At 46.7% G+C, this 18,489-nt stretch carries 18 protein-coding genes and 1 riboswitch; of the genes, 6 read left to right on the forward strand and 12 right to left on the reverse strand.

Annotated features, from left to right (window positions below):
* The first annotated feature begins 9 nt into the window (after positions 1–9).
* Positions 10–1,218 carry an SAM-dependent methyltransferase gene (locus tag NKE59_RS09360; protein WP_353438734.1) on the forward strand — a complete coding sequence of 403 codons (1,209 nt, stop codon included), beginning with the start codon at positions 10–12 and terminating at the stop codon, positions 1,216–1,218.
* Here the strand turns inward: NKE59_RS09360 and NKE59_RS09365 are convergent.
* The 3 genes from NKE59_RS09365 to NKE59_RS09375 are packed head-to-tail and all read right to left on the reverse strand — an operon-like array spanning position 1,212 to position 5,211.
* A complete protein-coding gene (locus tag NKE59_RS09365; RefSeq protein WP_353438735.1) occupies positions 1,212–2,345 on the reverse strand; it encodes a polynucleotide adenylyltransferase in 1,134 nt (377 codons plus the stop codon). The two genes, NKE59_RS09360 and NKE59_RS09365, sit on opposite strands and share 7 nt — an antisense overlap.
* Complete coding sequence (locus NKE59_RS09370) at positions 2,342–3,253, reverse strand: complex I NDUFA9 subunit family protein (RefSeq protein ID WP_353438737.1); 912 nt, start codon at positions 3,251–3,253, stop codon at positions 2,342–2,344. Before NKE59_RS09370 ends, NKE59_RS09365 begins: the two co-directional genes overlap by 4 nt.
* The gene (locus NKE59_RS09375; protein ID WP_353438738.1) at positions 3,250–5,211 is read right to left on the reverse strand and encodes a transglycosylase SLT domain-containing protein; all 1,962 of its coding nucleotides are present in this window, start codon (positions 5,209–5,211) and stop codon (positions 3,250–3,252) included. Before NKE59_RS09375 ends, NKE59_RS09370 begins: the two co-directional genes overlap by 4 nt.
* A 29-nt stretch (positions 5,212–5,240) precedes the next feature.
* Here NKE59_RS09375 and NKE59_RS09380 point away from each other — a divergent pair, with 29 nt between their 5' ends.
* Positions 5,241–5,846, forward strand: coding sequence for a 5-formyltetrahydrofolate cyclo-ligase (locus NKE59_RS09380; RefSeq protein WP_353438739.1), 606 nt, complete (start codon positions 5,241–5,243; stop codon positions 5,844–5,846).
* Positions 5,847–5,863: 17 nt separating this feature from the next.
* Here the strand turns inward: NKE59_RS09380 and metF are convergent, their stop codons facing one another.
* The 3 genes from metF to metK form a co-directional block, all read right to left on the reverse strand.
* On the reverse strand, positions 5,864–6,697 hold the full coding sequence (gene metF / locus NKE59_RS09385; protein WP_353438740.1) for a methylenetetrahydrofolate reductase [NAD(P)H]: 834 nt from the start codon (positions 6,695–6,697) through the stop codon (positions 5,864–5,866).
* Positions 6,698–6,732: 35 nt separating this feature from the next.
* Entirely contained in the window at positions 6,733–8,172 is a 1,440-nt protein-coding gene (ahcY, locus tag NKE59_RS09390; RefSeq protein ID WP_353438741.1) for an adenosylhomocysteinase, read from the reverse strand.
* 67 nt (positions 8,173–8,239) lie between these two features.
* Positions 8,240–8,337, reverse strand: a riboswitch (S-adenosyl-L-homocysteine riboswitch).
* A 27-nt stretch (positions 8,338–8,364) separates the two neighbouring features.
* Positions 8,365–9,531 (reverse strand): methionine adenosyltransferase, encoded by a 1,167-nt coding sequence (gene metK / locus NKE59_RS09395; RefSeq protein ID WP_353438743.1) that lies wholly within the window; start codon positions 9,529–9,531, stop codon positions 8,365–8,367.
* 206 nt (positions 9,532–9,737) lie between these two features.
* On the opposite strand from metK, the gene NKE59_RS09400 reads away from it, so the two are divergent.
* From NKE59_RS09400 to dapF, 3 genes are read left to right on the forward strand one after another with little or no spacing between them, the layout of a single operon-like run.
* On the forward strand, positions 9,738–10,598 hold the full coding sequence (locus NKE59_RS09400) for a lysophospholipid acyltransferase family protein (RefSeq protein ID WP_353438744.1): 861 nt from the start codon (positions 9,738–9,740) through the stop codon (positions 10,596–10,598).
* Positions 10,599–10,603: 5 nt separating this feature from the next.
* Positions 10,604–11,506, forward strand: a complete 903-nt coding sequence (locus tag NKE59_RS09405) for a lipid A biosynthesis acyltransferase (RefSeq protein ID WP_353438745.1) — start codon at positions 10,604–10,606, stop codon at positions 11,504–11,506.
* Positions 11,507–11,529: 23 nt separating this feature from the next.
* Positions 11,530–12,420, forward strand: a complete 891-nt coding sequence (gene dapF, locus NKE59_RS09410; RefSeq protein WP_353438747.1) for a diaminopimelate epimerase — start codon at positions 11,530–11,532, stop codon at positions 12,418–12,420.
* 15 nt (positions 12,421–12,435) lie between these two features.
* Here the strand turns inward: dapF and pyrE are convergent, their stop codons facing one another.
* Entirely contained in the window at positions 12,436–13,107 is a 672-nt protein-coding gene (gene pyrE / locus NKE59_RS09415; RefSeq protein WP_353438749.1) for an orotate phosphoribosyltransferase, read from the reverse strand.
* Between the two features lie 8 nt (positions 13,108–13,115).
* Between pyrE and NKE59_RS09420 the strand changes: the two genes are divergently transcribed.
* Complete coding sequence (locus NKE59_RS09420; protein ID WP_353438750.1) at positions 13,116–13,898, forward strand: exodeoxyribonuclease III; 783 nt, start codon at positions 13,116–13,118, stop codon at positions 13,896–13,898.
* On the opposite strand, the gene NKE59_RS09425 is transcribed toward NKE59_RS09420, so the two are convergent.
* The 5 genes from NKE59_RS09425 to argB are packed head-to-tail and all read right to left on the reverse strand — an operon-like array spanning position 13,895 to position 18,480.
* Positions 13,895–15,205, reverse strand: a complete 1,311-nt coding sequence (locus tag NKE59_RS09425; protein ID WP_353438752.1) for an AmpG family muropeptide MFS transporter — start codon at positions 15,203–15,205, stop codon at positions 13,895–13,897. The two genes, NKE59_RS09420 and NKE59_RS09425, sit on opposite strands and share 4 nt — an antisense overlap.
* The gene (metW, locus tag NKE59_RS09430) at positions 15,198–15,782 is read right to left on the reverse strand and encodes a methionine biosynthesis protein MetW (RefSeq protein WP_353438753.1); all 585 of its coding nucleotides are present in this window, start codon (positions 15,780–15,782) and stop codon (positions 15,198–15,200) included. Before metW ends, NKE59_RS09425 begins: the two co-directional genes overlap by 8 nt.
* Positions 15,773–16,915: a homoserine O-acetyltransferase gene (locus NKE59_RS09435; RefSeq protein ID WP_353438754.1), complete on the reverse strand. Its 1,143-nt coding sequence runs from the start codon at positions 16,913–16,915 to the stop codon at positions 15,773–15,775. The genes metW and NKE59_RS09435 overlap by 10 nt, the downstream gene beginning before the upstream one ends.
* A complete protein-coding gene (gene slmA, locus NKE59_RS09440) occupies positions 16,912–17,562 on the reverse strand; it encodes a nucleoid occlusion factor SlmA (RefSeq protein WP_353438755.1) in 651 nt (216 codons plus the stop codon). Before slmA ends, NKE59_RS09435 begins: the two co-directional genes overlap by 4 nt.
* 12 nt (positions 17,563–17,574) lie before the next feature.
* Entirely contained in the window at positions 17,575–18,480 is a 906-nt protein-coding gene (gene argB / locus NKE59_RS09445; protein WP_353438756.1) for an acetylglutamate kinase, read from the reverse strand.
* Positions 18,481–18,489 lie beyond the last annotated feature (9 nt).

Here is an 18,489-nt window from a genome sequence, read left to right on the forward strand (position 1 = left end):
TAATGAGCTATGGATATTAACCTGACCCAGCCCGAAGAGGAGCATTTGGCCGCGATGATGGCTAAAATTTCCCAGGAAATTAAGCAAAATGGGGGGCATCTGGCCTTTTCTAGGTATATGCATATTGCCCTGTATGAGCCTAATTTGGGCTATTACTCTTCTGACATAGAAAAATTTGGGGTCGCTGGTGATTTCATAACCGCTCCTGAAATTAGTCCTTTTTTTGGACAAACCATCGTAAGTACCATCTTGCCCGTCTTAGAGGCTCTTAAGCAACAGGGCCTTCCTACCCGTGTTTTGGAATTCGGTGCGGGCACCGGCAGTCTTGCAAAATCGATTCTGCTGGAATTGCATTTACGCGAATTTGATCTTGATGAATATCAAATTATCGAACTCTCACCTGACCTTGCTAAACGCCAACAGCTTCTTTTAAAGAATATCTGTCATGAGCATGCGATTCATACGCAGTGCATTTGGTTAAGCTCTATCCCTAATCATATTGAGGGGGTAGTCTTAGCAAATGAGGTGTTAGATGCTATTCCATGCGAGCGAATTTGCATGCATCGCAACATATGGCATCGTCTTGATATTGCAGTCGATACAGATTCTTCTCCAGCATCACTCGTTTCCACCATAGGTGCCGCCTTAAGCCAAGCTGAACTTAATAAGATACCTCCAGTATTACTAAATACTGAAGCATTTGCTGATGGCTATACAACAGAAGTGCATCTACAAGCACAAGCCTGGCTCAGATCGCTTACAGAACAATTGGCTTGCGGCTTATTACTAATCATTGACTATGGCTTTCATGAGCAAGAGTACTACCACCCTCAGCGCCAATCTGGAACCTTGATGGCTCATCATCGCCATCGTGCGCTGACCGATGTGCTGCAATTTCCTGGCATCTCCGATATCACAAACCATATTGAGTGCTCTAGCCTATTGCGAATATTAGAGGAAAGTATCCATGGTGAACTTTTTTTCTCAAGCCAAGCATCCTATTTACTCGATGCAGGCATTATGGAACTTGTATTAGAAAAATCAGATCCGCACGATATAGAGCACTTTCTCCCGATTTCAAATGCGCTACAAAAATTAATATCTGAAGCAGAAATGGGCGAACTCTTTAAGGTGATCGCTTTTGGAAAAAATCTAGAGACACTCAATCTTCAACTAAACCAATTACCTGGCTTTGCAGGCCGCAACCGATTTTATTGATCAAGTGTCCGTGTAATGGCCATTAGACGTGCATGCGCAAGCGCCTGATGTATTTGCGTGCCATGATTGGTGCTTATGCCTTGTTGACTGATCTCTGCTGCAATCTGCCCCCCATCAATCTGCAGAGCAGCCTCCATTAAATTCTGCCATTCCTGAATATCAATACCGAGTGTATCTGCTAAACGAAGTACCTCTATAAAGCGCTTTGGTTTACGCCAAACATCGGAGCGATTAAACAAATCAAGGGCTATCTGCGGATGAATGGGGGAGTGGCGGCACGCTTCAAAATCAGCAGTAAGCAGGCAATACTCTGTAATGTCATTTGGCACTCTCAACCCGCTTGCCCAATCAACAATCTCTGACCGCTTTAGTCGCTTTAAGACAATCGCTAAGCGTTTGTCTAGCTCTGGATATACGGTAACTGCCTGATGTAACTGGGCAAGTATTTCTTTTCTGCTTGACATATGCTGCCACTGCTTAACAAGCGCATTGGGCCAAATTTCCTCAAGCGCATCGCATTGTTCTAAGACTTCTATAAAGCATTCGGGCGCTTGAGATATAAACGCTTTTGCAAGCTCTTGCCAAACTCGCTCCTTGGATAAGGTCTTAAGCTCACCGTTATGCACCATTGATTTCATTAAAACGAGTGTCTCTGGGGCAATATTGAACTTCGGAAAACGGGCGGCAAATCGTGCGACTCGCAATACTCTTAAGGGATCTTCCGAAAACGCATTCGATAGATGACGAAATATGCCTTGCTCTAAATCTGCTTTGCCCTGATATGGATCAATTAAATCTCCGATGAGCTCGCCCGAAGCGTTTACTTCTTGAGCGATGGCATTAATCGTTAAATCGCGTCGCTTAAGATCGTCCTCGAGCCGAATGCTTGGATCTGCATGAAATACAAATCCTTGATGCCCAGGTGCGGTTTTACGCTCTGTTCTGGCAAGGGCATAATCATGCTGGGTTTGTGGGTGCAAAAAGACTGGAAAATGACTGCCGACGGGACGAAAGCCGTTCGCTAGCATTTCCTCAACCGACGATCCGACCACTACATAATCAATGTCATGAACTGGTAAACCGAGCAAGCGATCGCGTACAGCACCGCCAACTTGATAAATCTTCAAGCAATTAAGCTTTCTAAATGCTGTTTAGCAATCCCAAAGTCTTCGCTTAACGAGTCACGACTACCGAGTGCCAATACATTAGGAACGCTCATCGAAGCAATATTATCGCGGGACATTAGCGTAGGTCCGGGCCCAAACTCAAAGGCAATAGCTTGTAGATATCCTACCCAATTGGGCAATGAAATCACTGGGTTCTTTTTGCCTGCTTTACGGATTGCAAATCGCACTAAATCTTCCATGCTAAATACTTCCGGACCGACCAAATCATAAATACCATGGATCGTACGCTGATCCTCTAGGGCCATTACGAATGCTTTCGCAACATCATTGACGCTCACAGGCTGGAAAAGAGCTTGGGTATTGGCCAGAGGAATCACCGGAAAAAGTTTAGCCAAGCCCACAAAGGTATTGATAAATTGATCTTGCTCACCAAAGATGACCGAAGGTCTAAAAATAGTCCAATCAAGTCCGCTTTGCTCGACACACCGCTCGCCATCTCCTTTGCTTCGTTGATACATGGAAGGTCCTTGAGAATGCGCTCCTAAGGCACTCATATGCAGATATCGTTTTAGGCCAAAAACTTTCATCTCCTGCATAAGCATTTCTGGAAGATCAACGTGCGCCTTCTTAAAACCTGGGCCATAAGGATGACCCGTACGGTCATGCAAAATCCCGACTAAATTAATAACTGTGGCCGTTGGCTTTAACTCTGCCAAGAGATCATGAATTGCTTCGCGATGATTAACATCGGTCTCAACAAGAGTAACGCTGGGCAACAAGCGGAGATCACGAATAGCGCTGTAGCGTCTTGACGGTATTAATACCGAGTAACCCTTTTGCTGCAACTGCTGAGCGATGGTTTTTCCAACAAAACCACTACCGCCAATAATTAATACATCGTGCTTCATGGTAGCTCGCTTAATACGGCTGTTTTTGGCTGAATGGTACCAAGACGCTGCTTGATCGTGCTCGACTTTCCATCCATTAAAAGAGAATAATACGTTGCATTAGCCAAGACATTTTTCACGTAGGTGCGGGTCTCATTAAACGGAATGGACTCAACAAAAATTGCGCCCTCCGTTGATTGCGTTAACTTCTCGCGCCACGATTTTGGTCGAGAGGGCCCTGCATTGTATGCAGCAGAAGCGAGTACCCATGATCCATCAAGGTCTTGGAGAACCATATTGAGGTAGTGGCTACCTAGGGTTAAATTTGTTTGGGTATCCTTTAGGCGCTCATTCGTATAAGAGTTCATCCCTATTTTTTTGGCGACATACTTGGCTGTATTAGGCATCACTTGCATAAGTCCCGATGCCCCAACCGAAGAGGAGGCGTTTGTTATAAATCGTGACTCTTGCCGAATCAAACCATATGCCCACGCGAGATTTAAATCAATATTCTTGGCAATTGGACTCAATTGTTCTTTAAATGGGGTGGGGTAACGCAATGCAAAGTCATGCTCCCCTTTTGTGCGATCTGCCGTATTAACGGTCCGGTCGTATAGGTGGATCCGTTTGGCATACTCTGCGGCAGCCAATAATTGCTTATCGCTCATACCGCGCAACTCCCAATTCCACTCACGATTCCCTTCAAAGCGTAAATTCATTGCATAGAACTGTTCACCCCGAACAAAGCCATTGCGCCCTGCCATTCCTTTAATTTCTGCCTCGCTAACTTTTACTTTGGCCGGAATAAAGATTGCTTTACCAAGCTCCTCGCGCGCCAGCTGCCCATAAAAATGATATTGATCCTCTAACTCCTTAAATTGTGCATTAGCTAATTCAGGACTGCCGAGCTCTTTATAGGCCCTACCATACCAATAGGTCCATGCTGGATCGCGTTGTCTTACTGCCGGATTCATTTTCTCAATCGCATCCTTGGTTAACTGCCAATCGTGAGCCCGTAAGGCCGTGCGCACTTTCCACTCTTGGCTTTCGGTTGACAAAAGAGCATCAAAGCCGAGTTGCTGTTGACGCCGATACGCATCAATCGCGTTTCGGTCTAAGCGTTTTGCTAAAAATTGTCCAAGCACGCCCCAGGCCATTGCTTGATCCTCTTTACTGAGCCGAGCGTTCGATTGTAAAAAATCACGGTAGGCCTTACTAGCATCAGCGCGAGCTGAACGCACAAGCGTCGCAAGCAGATCATCGCCCCCAATCCGTTTTCCAATGGTCTCTAAATTCATTTCGGCAGCTGCACGCCCCAAGGCTTTCGCCTGAGAGATTGTCAGCCCTTTAGCTTGTACTAAAAGGGGAACTAGCTCTTGGCATGCTGAACCAAAATTGCGTGGATCGATCATGATTTTTAAAGCATCTTCGCCAATCCGTTTTGGATCTTCCTGTTTCGCAAGTCGTGACTGCAATGCATAGCATTTCACATTGGTGTCGTCATCCAACATGAAGAGTGAATACTCTTTATCAAACTGTGGCCAGTCTTTGCGTTTACCGAGAACGAGCAACCAATCGTTACGTAGTCGATCTGCAATCGCAGTCCCCTCATATGCTCTTAAAAATGCATACACCTCTTCATCGAGTATCGTATCGGCGCGCGCCTCATTACCTTTATCAAATAGTTGTGGCTTGATTCTGAAATACCGTACATAGTCGGTATAGGGATAATTAACCAGCGCTGCTGCCAATTGACCGCTTCGCGTGACATCATTCTTTCGTGCCGCATCGCGTAACTCAATGAACAATTTATCAGCTTCGGACAACTCCTGAGATACGGGCTGATTCTGTTGGGATTTGGAAGCAGTAGGGGCTTTGGCAATGCTGAATTGCCATAGGCCTAGATTCAAGGTTAAAGCGCAGACTAAGAAGCTAAAGCCTCGCCGTACAGTGAGACGGATAGATAAATTAGGGCACATAGTTCTATTTTCACTCGATAATAGAAGCTATGCATACCCCTATTGATCAAGTCCGCCATGATTTATTGCAAAATCGAGTCGATTACAGGCAAAGTACAGCTTTTGAGGGAGCCCATTTAGGTCTTCTGGCTAAGCTAGGCGAGCTTCTACAGAGGCCAGACTCGAACTATCGGTCAATCGCCTTTTGCTGGCCTTTTAAAGAAGAACCAGACCTCAAGGCTCCCCTTCTTCAGTGGCAGCAATCAGCACCTCAACGATCGCTCCTGCTTCCCAAGGTTCGATCAGATAAGCGCTTGGATTTTTATACCTGGTCAGAATCGTGCGCCTTGATTACGAATGCATATGGGATTCTGGAGCCAAATCCTGAGTCTCCGGGAATTGAGTTGGCACAACCGGACTGTATTTTGATCCCCTGCGTGGGTTGGAGTCTTCAAAAAGATTGCCTATGGCGCCTAGGCTATGGGGGTGGCTATTTTGACCGCACCATTGCCACCCTAAAAAATGAGGGGCATACCTTTAAGACGATTGGGGTTGCCTATGATTGGCAAAGGCTTAGCGCAGACCGTTGGGTTCCCCAAGACCATGACCAGGCTCTGGACTACGTGGTTACAAACTCAATGATTTATCCCAAATAAAGCAAATTGATTTTGGATCAGCCTTTACCCAGTTGTAAGTTTTGGGTAATGCGCAGAACTGGCTCAGATTGGTTGAGCGAGTAAAAATGCAGGCCTGGAACACCCGTAACAATTAATTGCTCACAAAGTGTTGTGACTACCTCTTCCCCAAAAGCTTTGATGGATGCCAGATCATCGCCATACGATTGCAATCGCAGACGAATCCAACGAGGGATCTCGGCACCGCAAGCGTCTGAGAAGCGAAGCAATTGAGTACTACTCGTAATCGGCATGATGCCAGCCACAATCGGTACATTCACACCTAATTGATAGGCATCATCGACAAAACGGAAGTAAGCATCGCTATTAAAGAAGTATTGTGTGATTGCAGAATCTGCGCCTGCCTTCACCTTCGAAGCAAAAAACTGCACGTCCTTACTCGGTGACTCAGCCTGGGGATGGGTCTCTGGGTAAGCGGCGACCTCAATATGAAACCAGTCTCCGGTTTCTTGACGAATAAACTCAACCAGCTGATTGGCGTGCTGAAACTCACCATACTGGCCCATACCCGATGGTAAATCGCCCCGCAATGCAACGATGCGCTTGATGCCTAATGCCTGATACTGCTTTAATAGATCGGCGATCAGCGCTTTAGAGCTGCCCACGCATGACAAATGCGGAGCCACTACTTCACCTGTCTCGTGGATTATTCGCACGGTTTGTAGAGTGCCCGCCTGCGTAGATCCGCCTGCGCCAAAGGTCACCGAGTAAAACGCAGGTTGTAAAGCAGCGCTAAAGCGCTCCCGCGTTTGCGCAAGACGCACCTCCCCCTCTGGGGTTTTAGGGGGGAAGAACTCGATGCTTAATTCCATGGACTAGTGGCTACATTCATGATCAAACAGCGTCATTAATAACGATAGGTTTCAGGCTTGAATGGGCCCTCTTTCTTAACGCCGATATAAGAAGCCTGTTGATCATTTAACTCCGTTAACTGTGCATTTAGCTTCTTGAGCTGCAAACGTGCGACTTTTTCATCCAAATGCTTTGGCAGGGTATATACGCCCACTGGATATTTATTCGTACCAGCTGCTCCCCACAACTCAATTTGCGCAATGACTTGGTTTGCAAATGATGAGCTCATTACATAAGAGGGGTGACCGGTGCCACAACCCAAATTCACTAAACGGCCTTTCGCTAAAATAATCAGGCGCTTCTCGGGTAAACCATTTGCTGCGGGGAATATCACATGATCTACTTGGGGCTTAATTTCTTCCCAAGTATATTTTTCAATGCCCGCAATATCGATTTCATTATCAAAATGGCCAATGTTGCAAACGATTGCTTGGTCCTTCATCTTCTTCATGTGATCGTGCGTGATTACATGATAGTTACCCGTAGCAGTTACAAAAATATCGGCTTTATCTGCTGCGTAGTCCATTGTTACGACGCGATACCCTTCCATGGCTGCCTGCAATGCACAAATTGGATCTACCTCAGTAACCCATACTTGAGCAGACAGTGCACGGAGCGCTTGGGCAGAACCCTTACCCACATCACCATAACCTGCGACCACCGCAACCTTGCCGGCAATCATGACGTCCGTAGCGCGCTTAATCGCATCAACTAAAGACTCACGGCAACCATATAAGTTATCGAACTTACTCTTGGTCACAGAATCGTTCACATTAATGGCTGGGAAGCGAAGTTCGCCCTTAGCATGCATTTGATAGAGTCGGTGCACGCCAGTTGTGGTTTCTTCCGTCACTCCATTTACCTTCGCCAAGCGCGTGGAATACCAAGTGGGATCAACGGCTATCTTGCTCTTAATGGCCGCAAATAAAATACGTTCTTCCTCGCTCGTAGGCTGATTAAGAACTGCCTGATCTTTTTCTGCCTTGGTACCAAGATGTAAAAGTAAGGTCGCATCGCCACCATCATCTAAGATCATATTGGTAAAGCCGCCATCGGCCCATTCAAAAATCTTGTGGGTGTAATCCCAATATTGCTCCAAGGTCTCGCCTTTGATCGCAAAGACGGGGGTACCATTTGCTGCAATTGCAGCTGCCGCATGGTCTTGGGTTGAGAAGATATTGCACGAGGCCCAACGCACTTCAGCACCCAAGGCCTCGAGGGTCTCGATCAGAACTGCGGTCTGGATGGTCATGTGCAATGAACCAGTAATACGAGCTCCTCGCAAGGGTTGTTTTGCTGCAAATTCTTCACGAATTGCCATCAGGCCTGGCATTTCCGTTTCAGCAATCTTAATTTCTTTACGACCAAAGTCAGCCAAATTAATATCGGCAATGGCGTAGTCGCTACCTAGTTTGATATCAGAAATAGTGTTCATAAAAGCTCCGGCTAATGATCGTCAAGCGGAGCAAGTTCATGAAACTCGCTAACCAATTGACAATACGGGTTAGCGAGCGCAGTTGCAATGAAGTTACCAAGTAACTCCCCTCCAAGCCTGGGAGGCGCATATAAATCACGGCCCCTTGCAACGCTCCTTGGAGGAATAATCAAATTGTAAACAAGTTTTCTGTTAAATGCCTGCTGCTGCCTTTAGGGCTCCAGCCTTATCCTTGCGCTCCCAAGTAAATTCAGGCTCTTCCCGGCCAAAATGGCCATAGGCAGCTGTCTTTTTATAGATTGGGCGCAACAAGTCCAGCATCTTAACAATACCCTTGGGTCGCAGATCAAAGTGCTCTGATACCAATTTCGCAATTTGCTCATCGGGGATCTTGCCAGTCCCAAACGTGCTTACCATCACCGAAGTGGGGCGCGCCACACCAATTGCGTAGGAAATCTGGATTAAGCACTTACTGGCAAGGCCTGCGGCTACCACATTCTTAGCAACATAACGACCTGCATAGGCTGCCGAGCGGTCCACCTTGGAAGGATCCTTACCCGAGAAAGCACCGCCGCCATGCGGCGCGGCACCGCCGTAGGTATCTACAATAATTTTGCGACCGGTTAAGCCGCAATCACCCTGTGGACCGCCGATTACAAAGCGACCAGTAGGATTTACCAAATATTTAATATCCCCTTTGATTAAGTTCTTTGGCAATACTGGTTTAATGATTTCTTCAATCACGGACTCGCGTAATTTCTCCAAAGGAATATCAGCGGAGTGCTGAGTGGAGAGAACTACGGTATCAATGGAATCAGGCTTACCATTGACGTAGCGCAATGTAACTTGAGACTTTGCGTCAGGGCGTAGCCAATTTAAACGACCATCACGACGTAATTGCGATTGCCGCTCTACTAAACGATGAGACAAATAAATAGGAAGGGGCATTAGTTCGGGGGTCTCATCGCAAGCGTAACCAAACATCAGGCCTTGATCACCAGCCCCTTGGTCTAGGCCATCATCGTGCGCTTTATCAACGCCCTGTGCAATATCAGGGCTTTGTTTGTCATAGGCCACCAAAACGGCACAGCCTTTGTAGTCAATGCCGTAATCGGTGTTGTCATAGCCAATTTCACGCAAGGTATTACGTGCAACTTGAATGTAATCAACGTTTGCATGGGTTGTAATTTCACCAGCCAAGACTACCAATCCGGTATTACAAAGTGTTTCTGCAGCAACGCGTGCTTTGGGATCTTGGGTCAAGATCGCGTCTAAGATTGCATCTGAGATTTGGTCTGAGACCTTATCGGGATGACCCTCAGAAACTGACTCTGAGGTAAAGAAATAATCGTTTGCCATTCTATTCTCCATTTCAAGGGCACTGACAACTCCACGTGCCGGGGAATACAACGGCGACGCTTTAGCAGATTTTTTTAATTCGCCCCGCAAGTTGTCTTTAACTCGGCGAATATATGTATTTTATCTGAATCTTTCAAAAACCACCTCATTTATCTATGCAGTCCTATAAAAATGAGGTGCGCCACTCAATTGAATATCATTACTAAGTGCAAAACACCGTCTTACGCTTCTTCCTTAAAGGGCTTGCCAGCCTCCCGCTTGGGCTAACCCAGTTACTGGGTGGTCTTGGCGGGATATCAGCCTATCTCGGCTCAAGCCATTTTCGGGCTCTCTTTCAGAGTAACTACGGTCATGCCATGAGCCTTAGCGGCATTAAACCAAGCCCCTTGCGAGCTGCGGCATCCTCCGGGATGTTATTTATGGACAGCCTATGGATTTGGCGCAACCCCCAAAAAGCACTGCAGTTGGCCGAGATACAGAACTGGAAAATTGTCGAAGAAGCAATTGGCAAAGGTAGGGGTTTGGTGATGCTAACCCCCCACCTTGGTGGCTTTGAAATCATTCCGCGTATTCTTGCAAAACACTTTCCTGCCACGATTTTGTATCGCCCCGCTCGTCAAGAGTGGCTCAATGAAGTGATTGAAGAGCAACGCGCCTATCCCAATATGCAATTTGTGCCAACCAATCTGAACGGTGTTCGTAAAATGGTCAAGGCCCTACAAGAGGGGGAGGCTATCGGTATTCTTCCTGATCAAGTACCTAGTGGCGGTGATGGTGTGTGGGTAAAGTTTTTTGGTCGATATGCGTACACCACACCATTACCCGCTCGACTTGCTAATCGCAAACAAACACCGGTCATCTTGTTTTCTGCAATCCGCAAATCGATCGGTCAAGGTTGGCTCATAAAGGCGCGCCTATTAGAGCCGTTCTCAGATGATGCGAACACCGCAGCCCTGCAAATGAACCACGCAATTGAAAAAGTTATTCTAGAGGCACCCTTGCAATTTATTTGGTCGTATAACCGCTACAAACACCCCGAAGGCGCCCTGCTACCTCCACAAAGCTAATTTGTATGATGAACTGGTTTCACACCTTTTTTAATTACATCGCTCTAAGCATCTTGCGGCTATTCGCTTTTGTTCCTTACACCTGGACCGTACAGACTGGTTATGCCTTAGGCTCCTTATTTGGACGCTTACCACATCAACGCAAACGAGTGGTGCTAACAAATCTGCGCTTATGTTTTCCAGAGCTAAAAATTAATCAAATTGAGAATCTTGCAATTGAGCACTGGCGTCTGTTTGGGCGCAGTGTCTTAGAGCGTAGTCGAATCTGGCTTGGCTCAGCAGAGCAAATCGTATCGATGATTGAGATCCAGTCTGAAGTTAAATTAGGTGATTGCAAACCACGTATTTTTGTGATCCCGCACTTTGTTGGTCTTGAAGGTGGCTTTATGGCTTTATCCGCAATGGCGGCAGAAAAAAGCTGGCCTCGAGGGGCGGGCCTTTATCAAAATATGAAGAACCCATTCTTCAATCAAAAAATTATTGAGTGGCGCAATCGCTTTGGCGGTAAGTCTATTGCTAGACAAAGCCGCCTATTGGAGCTGATTCGAGAAATTAAATCAGGTAATTTTATTTTTATTGCTCCAGATATTGACCTAGGCCCTAAAGACTCTGTATTTGTTCCTTTCTTTGGGATTCAGGCCAATACCATTACTGCAATCTCACGCTTAGCCAGGGCCTGCAATGCTGAGGTCTGCCTGATGATCACGACCTTAAATGCTGACCGTAGTAAGTACATCTGCCGCATTCAGCGTGCTCTTGAGAACTTTCCAAGCGATGATCCTGTGGCCGATACAGCACGTCTTAATCGCTGCTTTGAGGATGAGATTCGTAAACGGCCAGCTGAGTATTACTGGGTACACAAGCGCTTTAAATATCGTCCGCCTGGAGAGGCAAACTTGTATGATTAGGCTTTGATTGCAATTATCCAACTATGCGCAAACTACGTTTTACCAAAATGCATGGTGCTGGCAATGACTTCATTGTGATTGATGGCACAACGCACGATCTTAGTCAACTCGATTCCTCACTCTGGCACAGACTTGCTCATCGCCAATTGGGCGTTGGCGCCGATCAGATCTTGTTGGTTGAAAAAAGTAGTAAGCCAGGGGTTGACTTTAAGTACCGCATTTTTAATGCGGATGGCGGCGAGGTTGAGCAATGTGGAAATGGCTCGCGTTGCTTTGTACGCTTTGTTCACGAACAGGGACTTAGCACCAAGAATGAGATTCAAGTGGAAGTGGCTCATACTGTTCTCACGCTCAAGCGACTTCACGATGATCAAGTTGAGGTTGATATGGGTCAGCCAATTTTTAATCCTACTGATATTCCGTTTGACCCCTCGGGGCTGACCAATAAGCAAGAAATGCATGAGACTTTATATGCGCTGCCACTTTCCCAAAATAGTGGCGCTCATGCTGATTGGATTGCTGTGGTATCTATGGGCAATCCTCATGCGGTCCAAATTGTTGAGGATCTTGATAGCGCTCCCGTATTAATTGATGGGCCGTTGATTGAATCGCATCCAGCTTTTCAAAAGCGCGTTAATGCAGGCTTTATGCAAATAATTAATCGCCATGAAATTAAATTACGTGTTTATGAACGCGGTGCTGGTGAAACCCTGTCGTGCGGTACCGGTGCCTGTGCGGCTGTTGTCTCAGGGATTCGGCGTGGCTTACTTGACTCCCCAGTCCGTGTTCAGACACGCGGCGGAGAACTTCAGATAGCGTGGAATGGTTTTGGTGCTCAAGTGGCGCCTTCTGTGATGATGACCGGTCCGGCACAAACCGTCTACCACGGTGAGATTGATTTAGATACTCTCTAAAAGATATCTTCTAAGCTAAACCCCATAACGAGCGCGGTAGTCTTGAACTGCCGGTAGGTATTGCTGAAGATTAGGGTCCTTTGATTGCTGTAAATATGCCATCAAACTCTTAAGATCTGCAATAGCGATCACAGGTAAGCCAAATTCTTGATAAACGCTTTGTACCGCAGAGTATTCACCTACGTCGACCGCATTACCAGATTTCTCCATTCGATCGAGTGCTATTAAAACAGCACAGGGCATAGCTCCAGCAGCCCTAATCAGATCAACCGACTCGCGAACCGAGGTTCCCGCTGAAATTACATCATCAATAATGACCACACGTCCTGCCAATGGTGCCCCGACAGTATTACCGCCCTCACCATGATCCTTCGCTTCCTTGCGGTTATATGCAAAGCTTGTGTTCTGATTTTGTTCAGCCAAAGCAATCGCGGTACTAGCCGCCAAGGTAATGCCTTTATAAGCTGGGCCGTACAACATATCAAAACTTATACCCGATTGAATGAGAGCACGGGCATAGAACTCTCCCAAACGCCCGAGGCGAGCTCCATCATAAAAAAGTCCGGCATTGAAGAAATAAGGCGATAGCCGCCCCGCCTTCGTTTTAAACTCTCCAAATGACAAAACCTTTGCTTCCAGTGCAAAGCGGATAAAGTCAAACTGCTCTTGCTCAGGATTTAAATTCATAGGTCTTTATGTTACGCATCATTTCCGCCAATCTCAATGGAATTCGCTCCGCCGCCAAAAAAGGTTTTATGGGGTGGCTAAACGATCAATCTGCTGATTTTATCTGCGTACAAGAACTTAAAGCACAACAGGCCGACCTTGGCCCTGAAATCCTTTCTCCGCCAGGCCTGCATGCTTACTTTCATCATGCCCAAAAAAAAGGGTACAGCGGTTCGGGCATCTTCACACCCCATCCGGTCAAGCATGTGCAATTGGGATTTGGCAATCCTGAGTTTGATGCGGAGGGTCGCTATGTTGAAGTGCAGATAGGGCAGCTCTCTGTGATCTCTGTGTATATGCCCTCAGGCTCGAGCTCCCTAGAGCGCCAAGAGGCTAAGTTTCGTTTCTTGGATGCTTTCTTGCCGCATCTAATCCAACTCAAAAAGAGTGGGCGCCAAATTCTGTTGTGTGGTGATGTCAATATTGCCCATCACGAAATAGATTTAAAGAACTGGAAAGGTAATCTAAAGAACTCGGGGTTCTTACCCGAAGAGCGTGCTTGGCTCACAAATCTATTCTCAGAACTAGGCTATGTGGATGTGTATCGGCAATTAGAGCCGGATGCTAGTGATACTTGTTATACCTGGTGGAGTCAACGCGGTCAGGCCTATGCAAAGAATGTGGGCTGGCGCATTGACTATCAAATTGCCACGCCTGAACTCGCTCAGGCTGCCAGAAAAGCAGGAGTTTATAAAGAGCAACGTTTTTCTGATCACGCCCCGCTCATCATTGAGTACGACTGGAAACTCTAAGGCGAGTTTGATTTCTCAAAACGGATAGCAAGTGTAATTAAGATCAGTACTGGAATTCCAATTAGCGAGGTTGCTATAAAAAAATGTTCGTAGCCAAAAGTATCAACGTACGCCCCCGAAAAGCCTGCAAGCCATTTTGGCAAGAGCAGCATCATCGAACTGAATAACGCATATTGCGTTGCTGAATACTGTACGTTCGTTAGGGACGATAGGTAGGCAATAAATGCTGCGGACGCGATCCCTGAACTCAAATTATCGGCAGAGATTACCCAAACTAAACCATTTAGATCATGACCGCGCGTACTTAACCATGCAAATAGCAAGTTACTGGCTGCGGATAAAACACCTCCCAAAAATAAAACTCGCATCACCCCAAAACGCATTGTCAATAGACCGCCCAAGAAAGCTCCCAGCAGGGTCATGATCACGCCAAACACTTTGGTGATAGCCGCCACCTCATCCTTGGTATAGCCCATGTCAACATAAAAGGGGTTAGCCATAATACCCATGACCACATCACTAATTCGATAAATGGCGATTAGACCCAGAATTAAAAATGCTTGCCACCGATAACGGCCAATAAAGTCCGCAAAGGGCTGTATTAAGGTCTGCTGCAACCACTGCCCTGCAGAACGAGCTTTTGGTAACAAAACTGACTGAGGCTCCGGACTTAGCAGGGTGGTGACAACCCCCACACCAATTGATAAGGCCATACATAAGTACGCAAATTGCCAAGCCTCGGCGAGATAAACCCCTGTTGTTGTTTCTGCTCGGGCTGCCAACCATAAGGCCCCGGCACCTGCCCAAATCATCGCCAAGCGATAACCTGTTTGATAACTGGCTGCTAGTGCCGCTTGGTATTGTGCTTTTGCCGACTCAATCCGAAAAGCGTCCAAAGCAATATCTTGCGTTGCCGACCCAAATGCAACCAAGAGTGCAAACCAAACGATGGGCTCTAAGTTCTGTTTTGGATCGGTTGTTGCCATACCAATCAACCCAAAAATAATTAAGGCCTGTGCAAACAATAGCCAGCCTCTTCGCCGACCCAGTCGCTTGGTCAAAAATAGAATGGGTACACGATCGACTAATGGCGCCCATAACCATTTACCCGCGTAGAACAAGGCAACCCATGATAAATAACCAATCGTGCTGCGGTCTATTCCCGCTTCGCGTAACCAAAACCCAAGGGTACCCAATACCAGTAATAGCGGGAGGCCCGCGGAGAACCCCAAGAAAAACATGCGAACGCTGGGCCACTCTAAATAGACCCGTAAGTCTTTACCCCACGAATGAACGTTATCAAGCACCACGCACGCGATAGATGGCCAAGCTGCCTAATAGATTAGGTGCCCACTGCACAGTCTTACCTTCGTGTAATACAACCCGGCCCAATATCTCAATCCCTAATTTATGTGCAAGGGCCTCAAAGTCAGCAATGGTCAGAACCCGAACGTTCGGCGTATTAAACCACTCATACGGCAAAGACTTCGATACAGGCATTCTGCCGAGGGCCACTGCAAAGCGATGGGACCAATGGCCAAAGTTTGGGAAGGACACTACGCATTGCTCACCAACCCGCACGACCTCCCGCAAGATACGTTCGGTTTGATGGATAGTTTGTAATGTCTGGGACAAGACCACGGTATCAAAACTTTGATCTTCAAACAAGGCTAGACCGCCTTCTAAATCTTGCTGAATAACATTAAGGCCTTTCTTTATGCAGGCCAGAACTGAAGCATCCATGATTTCGACGCCATAGGTCTTCACATGGCGCTTTGTGCGAATGAAATCTAAAAAGGATCCGTCACCACAACCCAAATCCAATAATGAGGAATTCGGGGTAACCCAATTAGCAATCGCATCGAAATCCGCTCTTAATTGCATCGATCCTCCGCCACTTTTGCAAAATAAGCGCGTACTAAATTGTGATAACGCGCGTCATCTAATAAAAAAGCATCATGCCCATGTGGCGCATCTATTTCTGCATAACTTACATTTGCCTTGTTGTCGAGTAAGGCCTTTACAATTTCTCGGCTTCGATCTGGGGAGAAACGCCAATCCGTTGAAAAACTCACCACCAAGAAGCTTGCTTGTGCTGGTGAGAGGGCTTGACTTAAGTCGCCCCCAAAGCGTTTTGCAGGGTCAAAATAATCGAGTGCGCGAGTAATCAGAAGGTAAGTGTTGGCATCAAAGTAACCCGAGAACTTATCCCCTTGGTGACGCAAATAACTCTCAACCGCAAACTCCACATCAAAACTAAAACGGTATTCATCAGGAGCGCCTGCAGGCCTTTGTAAATCGCGTCCAAATTTCTCGGCCATATCGTCATCCGATAAATAAGTGATATGACCCACCATGCGCGCGAGGCGTAAGCCACTTTTCGGCACAACCCCATGCTTGTAGTAATCCCCCCCATGAAAATCGGGGTCCGACAATATGGCATTACGAGCGACCTCATTAAAAGCAATGTTCTGGGCACTTAGTTTTGGAGTAGAGGCAATCACAACGCAATGGGCTATCCGTTCTGGGTATTGTGTTGCCCATGACATAGCCTGCATGCCACCCAAACTTCCGCCCATCACGGCTGCAAACTGTTTGATCCCTAAACGATCGGCTAGGCGCACTTGTGCGTTGACCCAATCCTCTACAGTCAACACAGGAAAGCTAGCGCCATACGGTAAATTTGTTTTTGGATTAATGCTCATGGGGCCCGTTGAACCAAAACAGGACCCCAAATTATTTACGCCAATGACAAAAAATCGATTGGTATCAATCGGCTTGTTGGGACCCACCATGTTGTCCCACCACCCAATATCACTTGGATCATCTGGATTTATACCAGCGACATGATGGGAAGCGTTAAGTGCATGGCAAATCAAAATGGCATTACTGGCCTTAGGATTTAATTGGCCATAGGTCTCGACCACCAAATCATAGTTCTCAATACTGGTACCGCTTTGTAGCGGCAAGGGCTCAACAAAGTGAATTGTTTGTTTTGAAAGATACAGCTCGGTCATGCTGCAAGGAGAATGCGAAGGCTTGACTCAATACCATCGCTCGGTAATTTTTTAAAGCCGCTACGAGCAAAGCGATGCCAACGACCAATCACAAAACTCATTAACAAGGCTGCCTGCATGCTGACTATGTCCGCCTGACCGTCTTTACCTTGACTTTGCGCTATGCGAAGTGATTGCTTTAATGATGCCTCCACCCGATCAAGCACTTGATTGATACGCTCTTGCAAACGATCATCTTCTTGCAATAAAGCATCGCCTAATAAGACTCGTACCATCCCAGGGTTCTTTTCTGCAAAGACCAAGAGCATTTGTACAATGCCTTTCACTTGCGCAGTGCCTAATTCTTCTTTTTGATTGATCTGATTAATTAGACCGAATACAGTTTGCTCAATAAAAGCAATCAAGCCCTCAAACATTTGGGCCTTGCTTGCAAAATGACGATACAAAGCGGCTTCGGATACACCAATTTTGGCAGCTAAAGCTGCGGTTGTAACTCGCTCACCGCGCGGGTTTTGAAGCATTTCTGCCAAAATCTGCAAGATCTGCAAACGACGCTCGCCGGGGCGAGGACGTTTACGGGTCTTGGTTTCACCCCCGTTCAATTCAGAACCAAGTTCCTGATCAAGAGGGCTACTGCTTGTGTTCATAGGAGTTTTTGTTTATCTAGAACGTATCATGGTACCAAAAGCTTGTTCCGTCAGAATTTCAAGCAAAAGTGAGTGCTCAATTCGACCATCAATAATGTGGACAGAGTTCACGCCACTCTTGGCGGCATCGAGTGCCGATGAAATCTTCGGCAGCATTCCACCGGAGATCGTGCCATCTGCAAATAAAGCATCAATCTCGCGGGCCGTGAGATCGGTTAGCAAATTACCGGCTTTATCCATGACGCCTGGAATATTGGTCATCATCACCAATTTCTCAGCCTTTAGGATTTCTGCCATCTTGCCTGCGACTAAATCAGCATTGATGTTATAGGCCTGACCCTCTGCACTAAAGCCGATTGGCGAAATCACTGGAATAAACGCATCGTCTTGTAGAGCTTTTACAACTGCGGGATTGATCGCCTCAATCTCGCCAACAAAACCTAAATCAATCGGGGCTCCGCCCGGCTTTTGATCATTGGGTACGAATAACTTTTTCGCATGAATCAAGCCACCATCTTTACCAGTTAAGCCAACTGCTTGGCCGCCAAAATGATTGATTAACATCACGATGTCTTGTTGCACCTCGCCACCCAAGACCCACTCCACCACCTCCATGGTCTCGTCATCGGTAACTCGCATTCCTTGAATGAAGGTGCCGGTTTTACCAATTTTCTTTAGAGCTTCATCAATTTGTGGGCCACCGCCATGAACTACCACTGGGTTCATGCCCACTAACTTCAGCAAGATAACGTCGCGCGCAAAACTTTCTTTTAGGCGCTCTTCAACCATCGCATTGCCACCGTACTTAATGACGATAGTTTTGCCATGGTATTGCCGAATGTACGGCAAGGCCTCAGCCAAAATCTCAGCTTTTAAGAGTGGCGGGATATCCGCTAATGTCGGTACGGCTTTAGTCATGATGAATAG

The organism is Polynucleobacter sp. UK-FUSCHL-C3 (assembly GCF_040409815.1).
In the GTDB taxonomy this organism is placed as follows: domain Bacteria; phylum Pseudomonadota; class Gammaproteobacteria; order Burkholderiales; family Burkholderiaceae; genus Polynucleobacter.

Bases quoted from the DNA above. Each gene is read 5' to 3' on its own strand.
- NKE59_RS09360 (WP_353438734.1), top strand. From the start codon at position 10: ATGGATATTAACCTGACCCAGCCCGAAGAGGAGCATTTGGCCGCGATG.
- NKE59_RS09370 (WP_353438737.1), bottom strand. From the start codon at position 3,253: ATGAAGCACGATGTATTAATTATTGGCGGTAGTGGTTTTGTTGGAAAA.
- NKE59_RS09375 (WP_353438738.1), bottom strand. From the start codon at position 5,211: ATGTGCCCTAATTTATCTATCCGTCTCACTGTACGGCGAGGCTTTAGC.
- NKE59_RS09380 (WP_353438739.1), top strand. From the start codon at position 5,241: ATGCATACCCCTATTGATCAAGTCCGCCATGATTTATTGCAAAATCGA.
- metF (WP_353438740.1), bottom strand. From the start codon at position 6,697: ATGGAATTAAGCATCGAGTTCTTCCCCCCTAAAACCCCAGAGGGGGAG.
- ahcY (WP_353438741.1), bottom strand. From the start codon at position 8,172: ATGAACACTATTTCTGATATCAAACTAGGTAGCGACTACGCCATTGCC.
- metK (WP_353438743.1), bottom strand. From the start codon at position 9,531: ATGGCAAACGATTATTTCTTTACCTCAGAGTCAGTTTCTGAGGGTCAT.
- NKE59_RS09405 (WP_353438745.1), top strand. From the start codon at position 10,604: ATGATGAACTGGTTTCACACCTTTTTTAATTACATCGCTCTAAGCATC.
- dapF (WP_353438747.1), top strand. From the start codon at position 11,530: ATGCGCAAACTACGTTTTACCAAAATGCATGGTGCTGGCAATGACTTC.
- pyrE (WP_353438749.1), bottom strand. From the start codon at position 13,107: ATGAATTTAAATCCTGAGCAAGAGCAGTTTGACTTTATCCGCTTTGCA.
- NKE59_RS09420 (WP_353438750.1), top strand. From the start codon at position 13,116: ATGTTACGCATCATTTCCGCCAATCTCAATGGAATTCGCTCCGCCGCC.
- metW (WP_353438753.1), bottom strand. From the start codon at position 15,782: ATGCAATTAAGAGCGGATTTCGATGCGATTGCTAATTGGGTTACCCCG.
- NKE59_RS09435 (WP_353438754.1), bottom strand. From the start codon at position 16,915: ATGACCGAGCTGTATCTTTCAAAACAAACAATTCACTTTGTTGAGCCC.
- slmA (WP_353438755.1), bottom strand. From the start codon at position 17,562: ATGAACACAAGCAGTAGCCCTCTTGATCAGGAACTTGGTTCTGAATTG.
- argB (WP_353438756.1), bottom strand. From the start codon at position 18,480: ATGACTAAAGCCGTACCGACATTAGCGGATATCCCGCCACTCTTAAAA.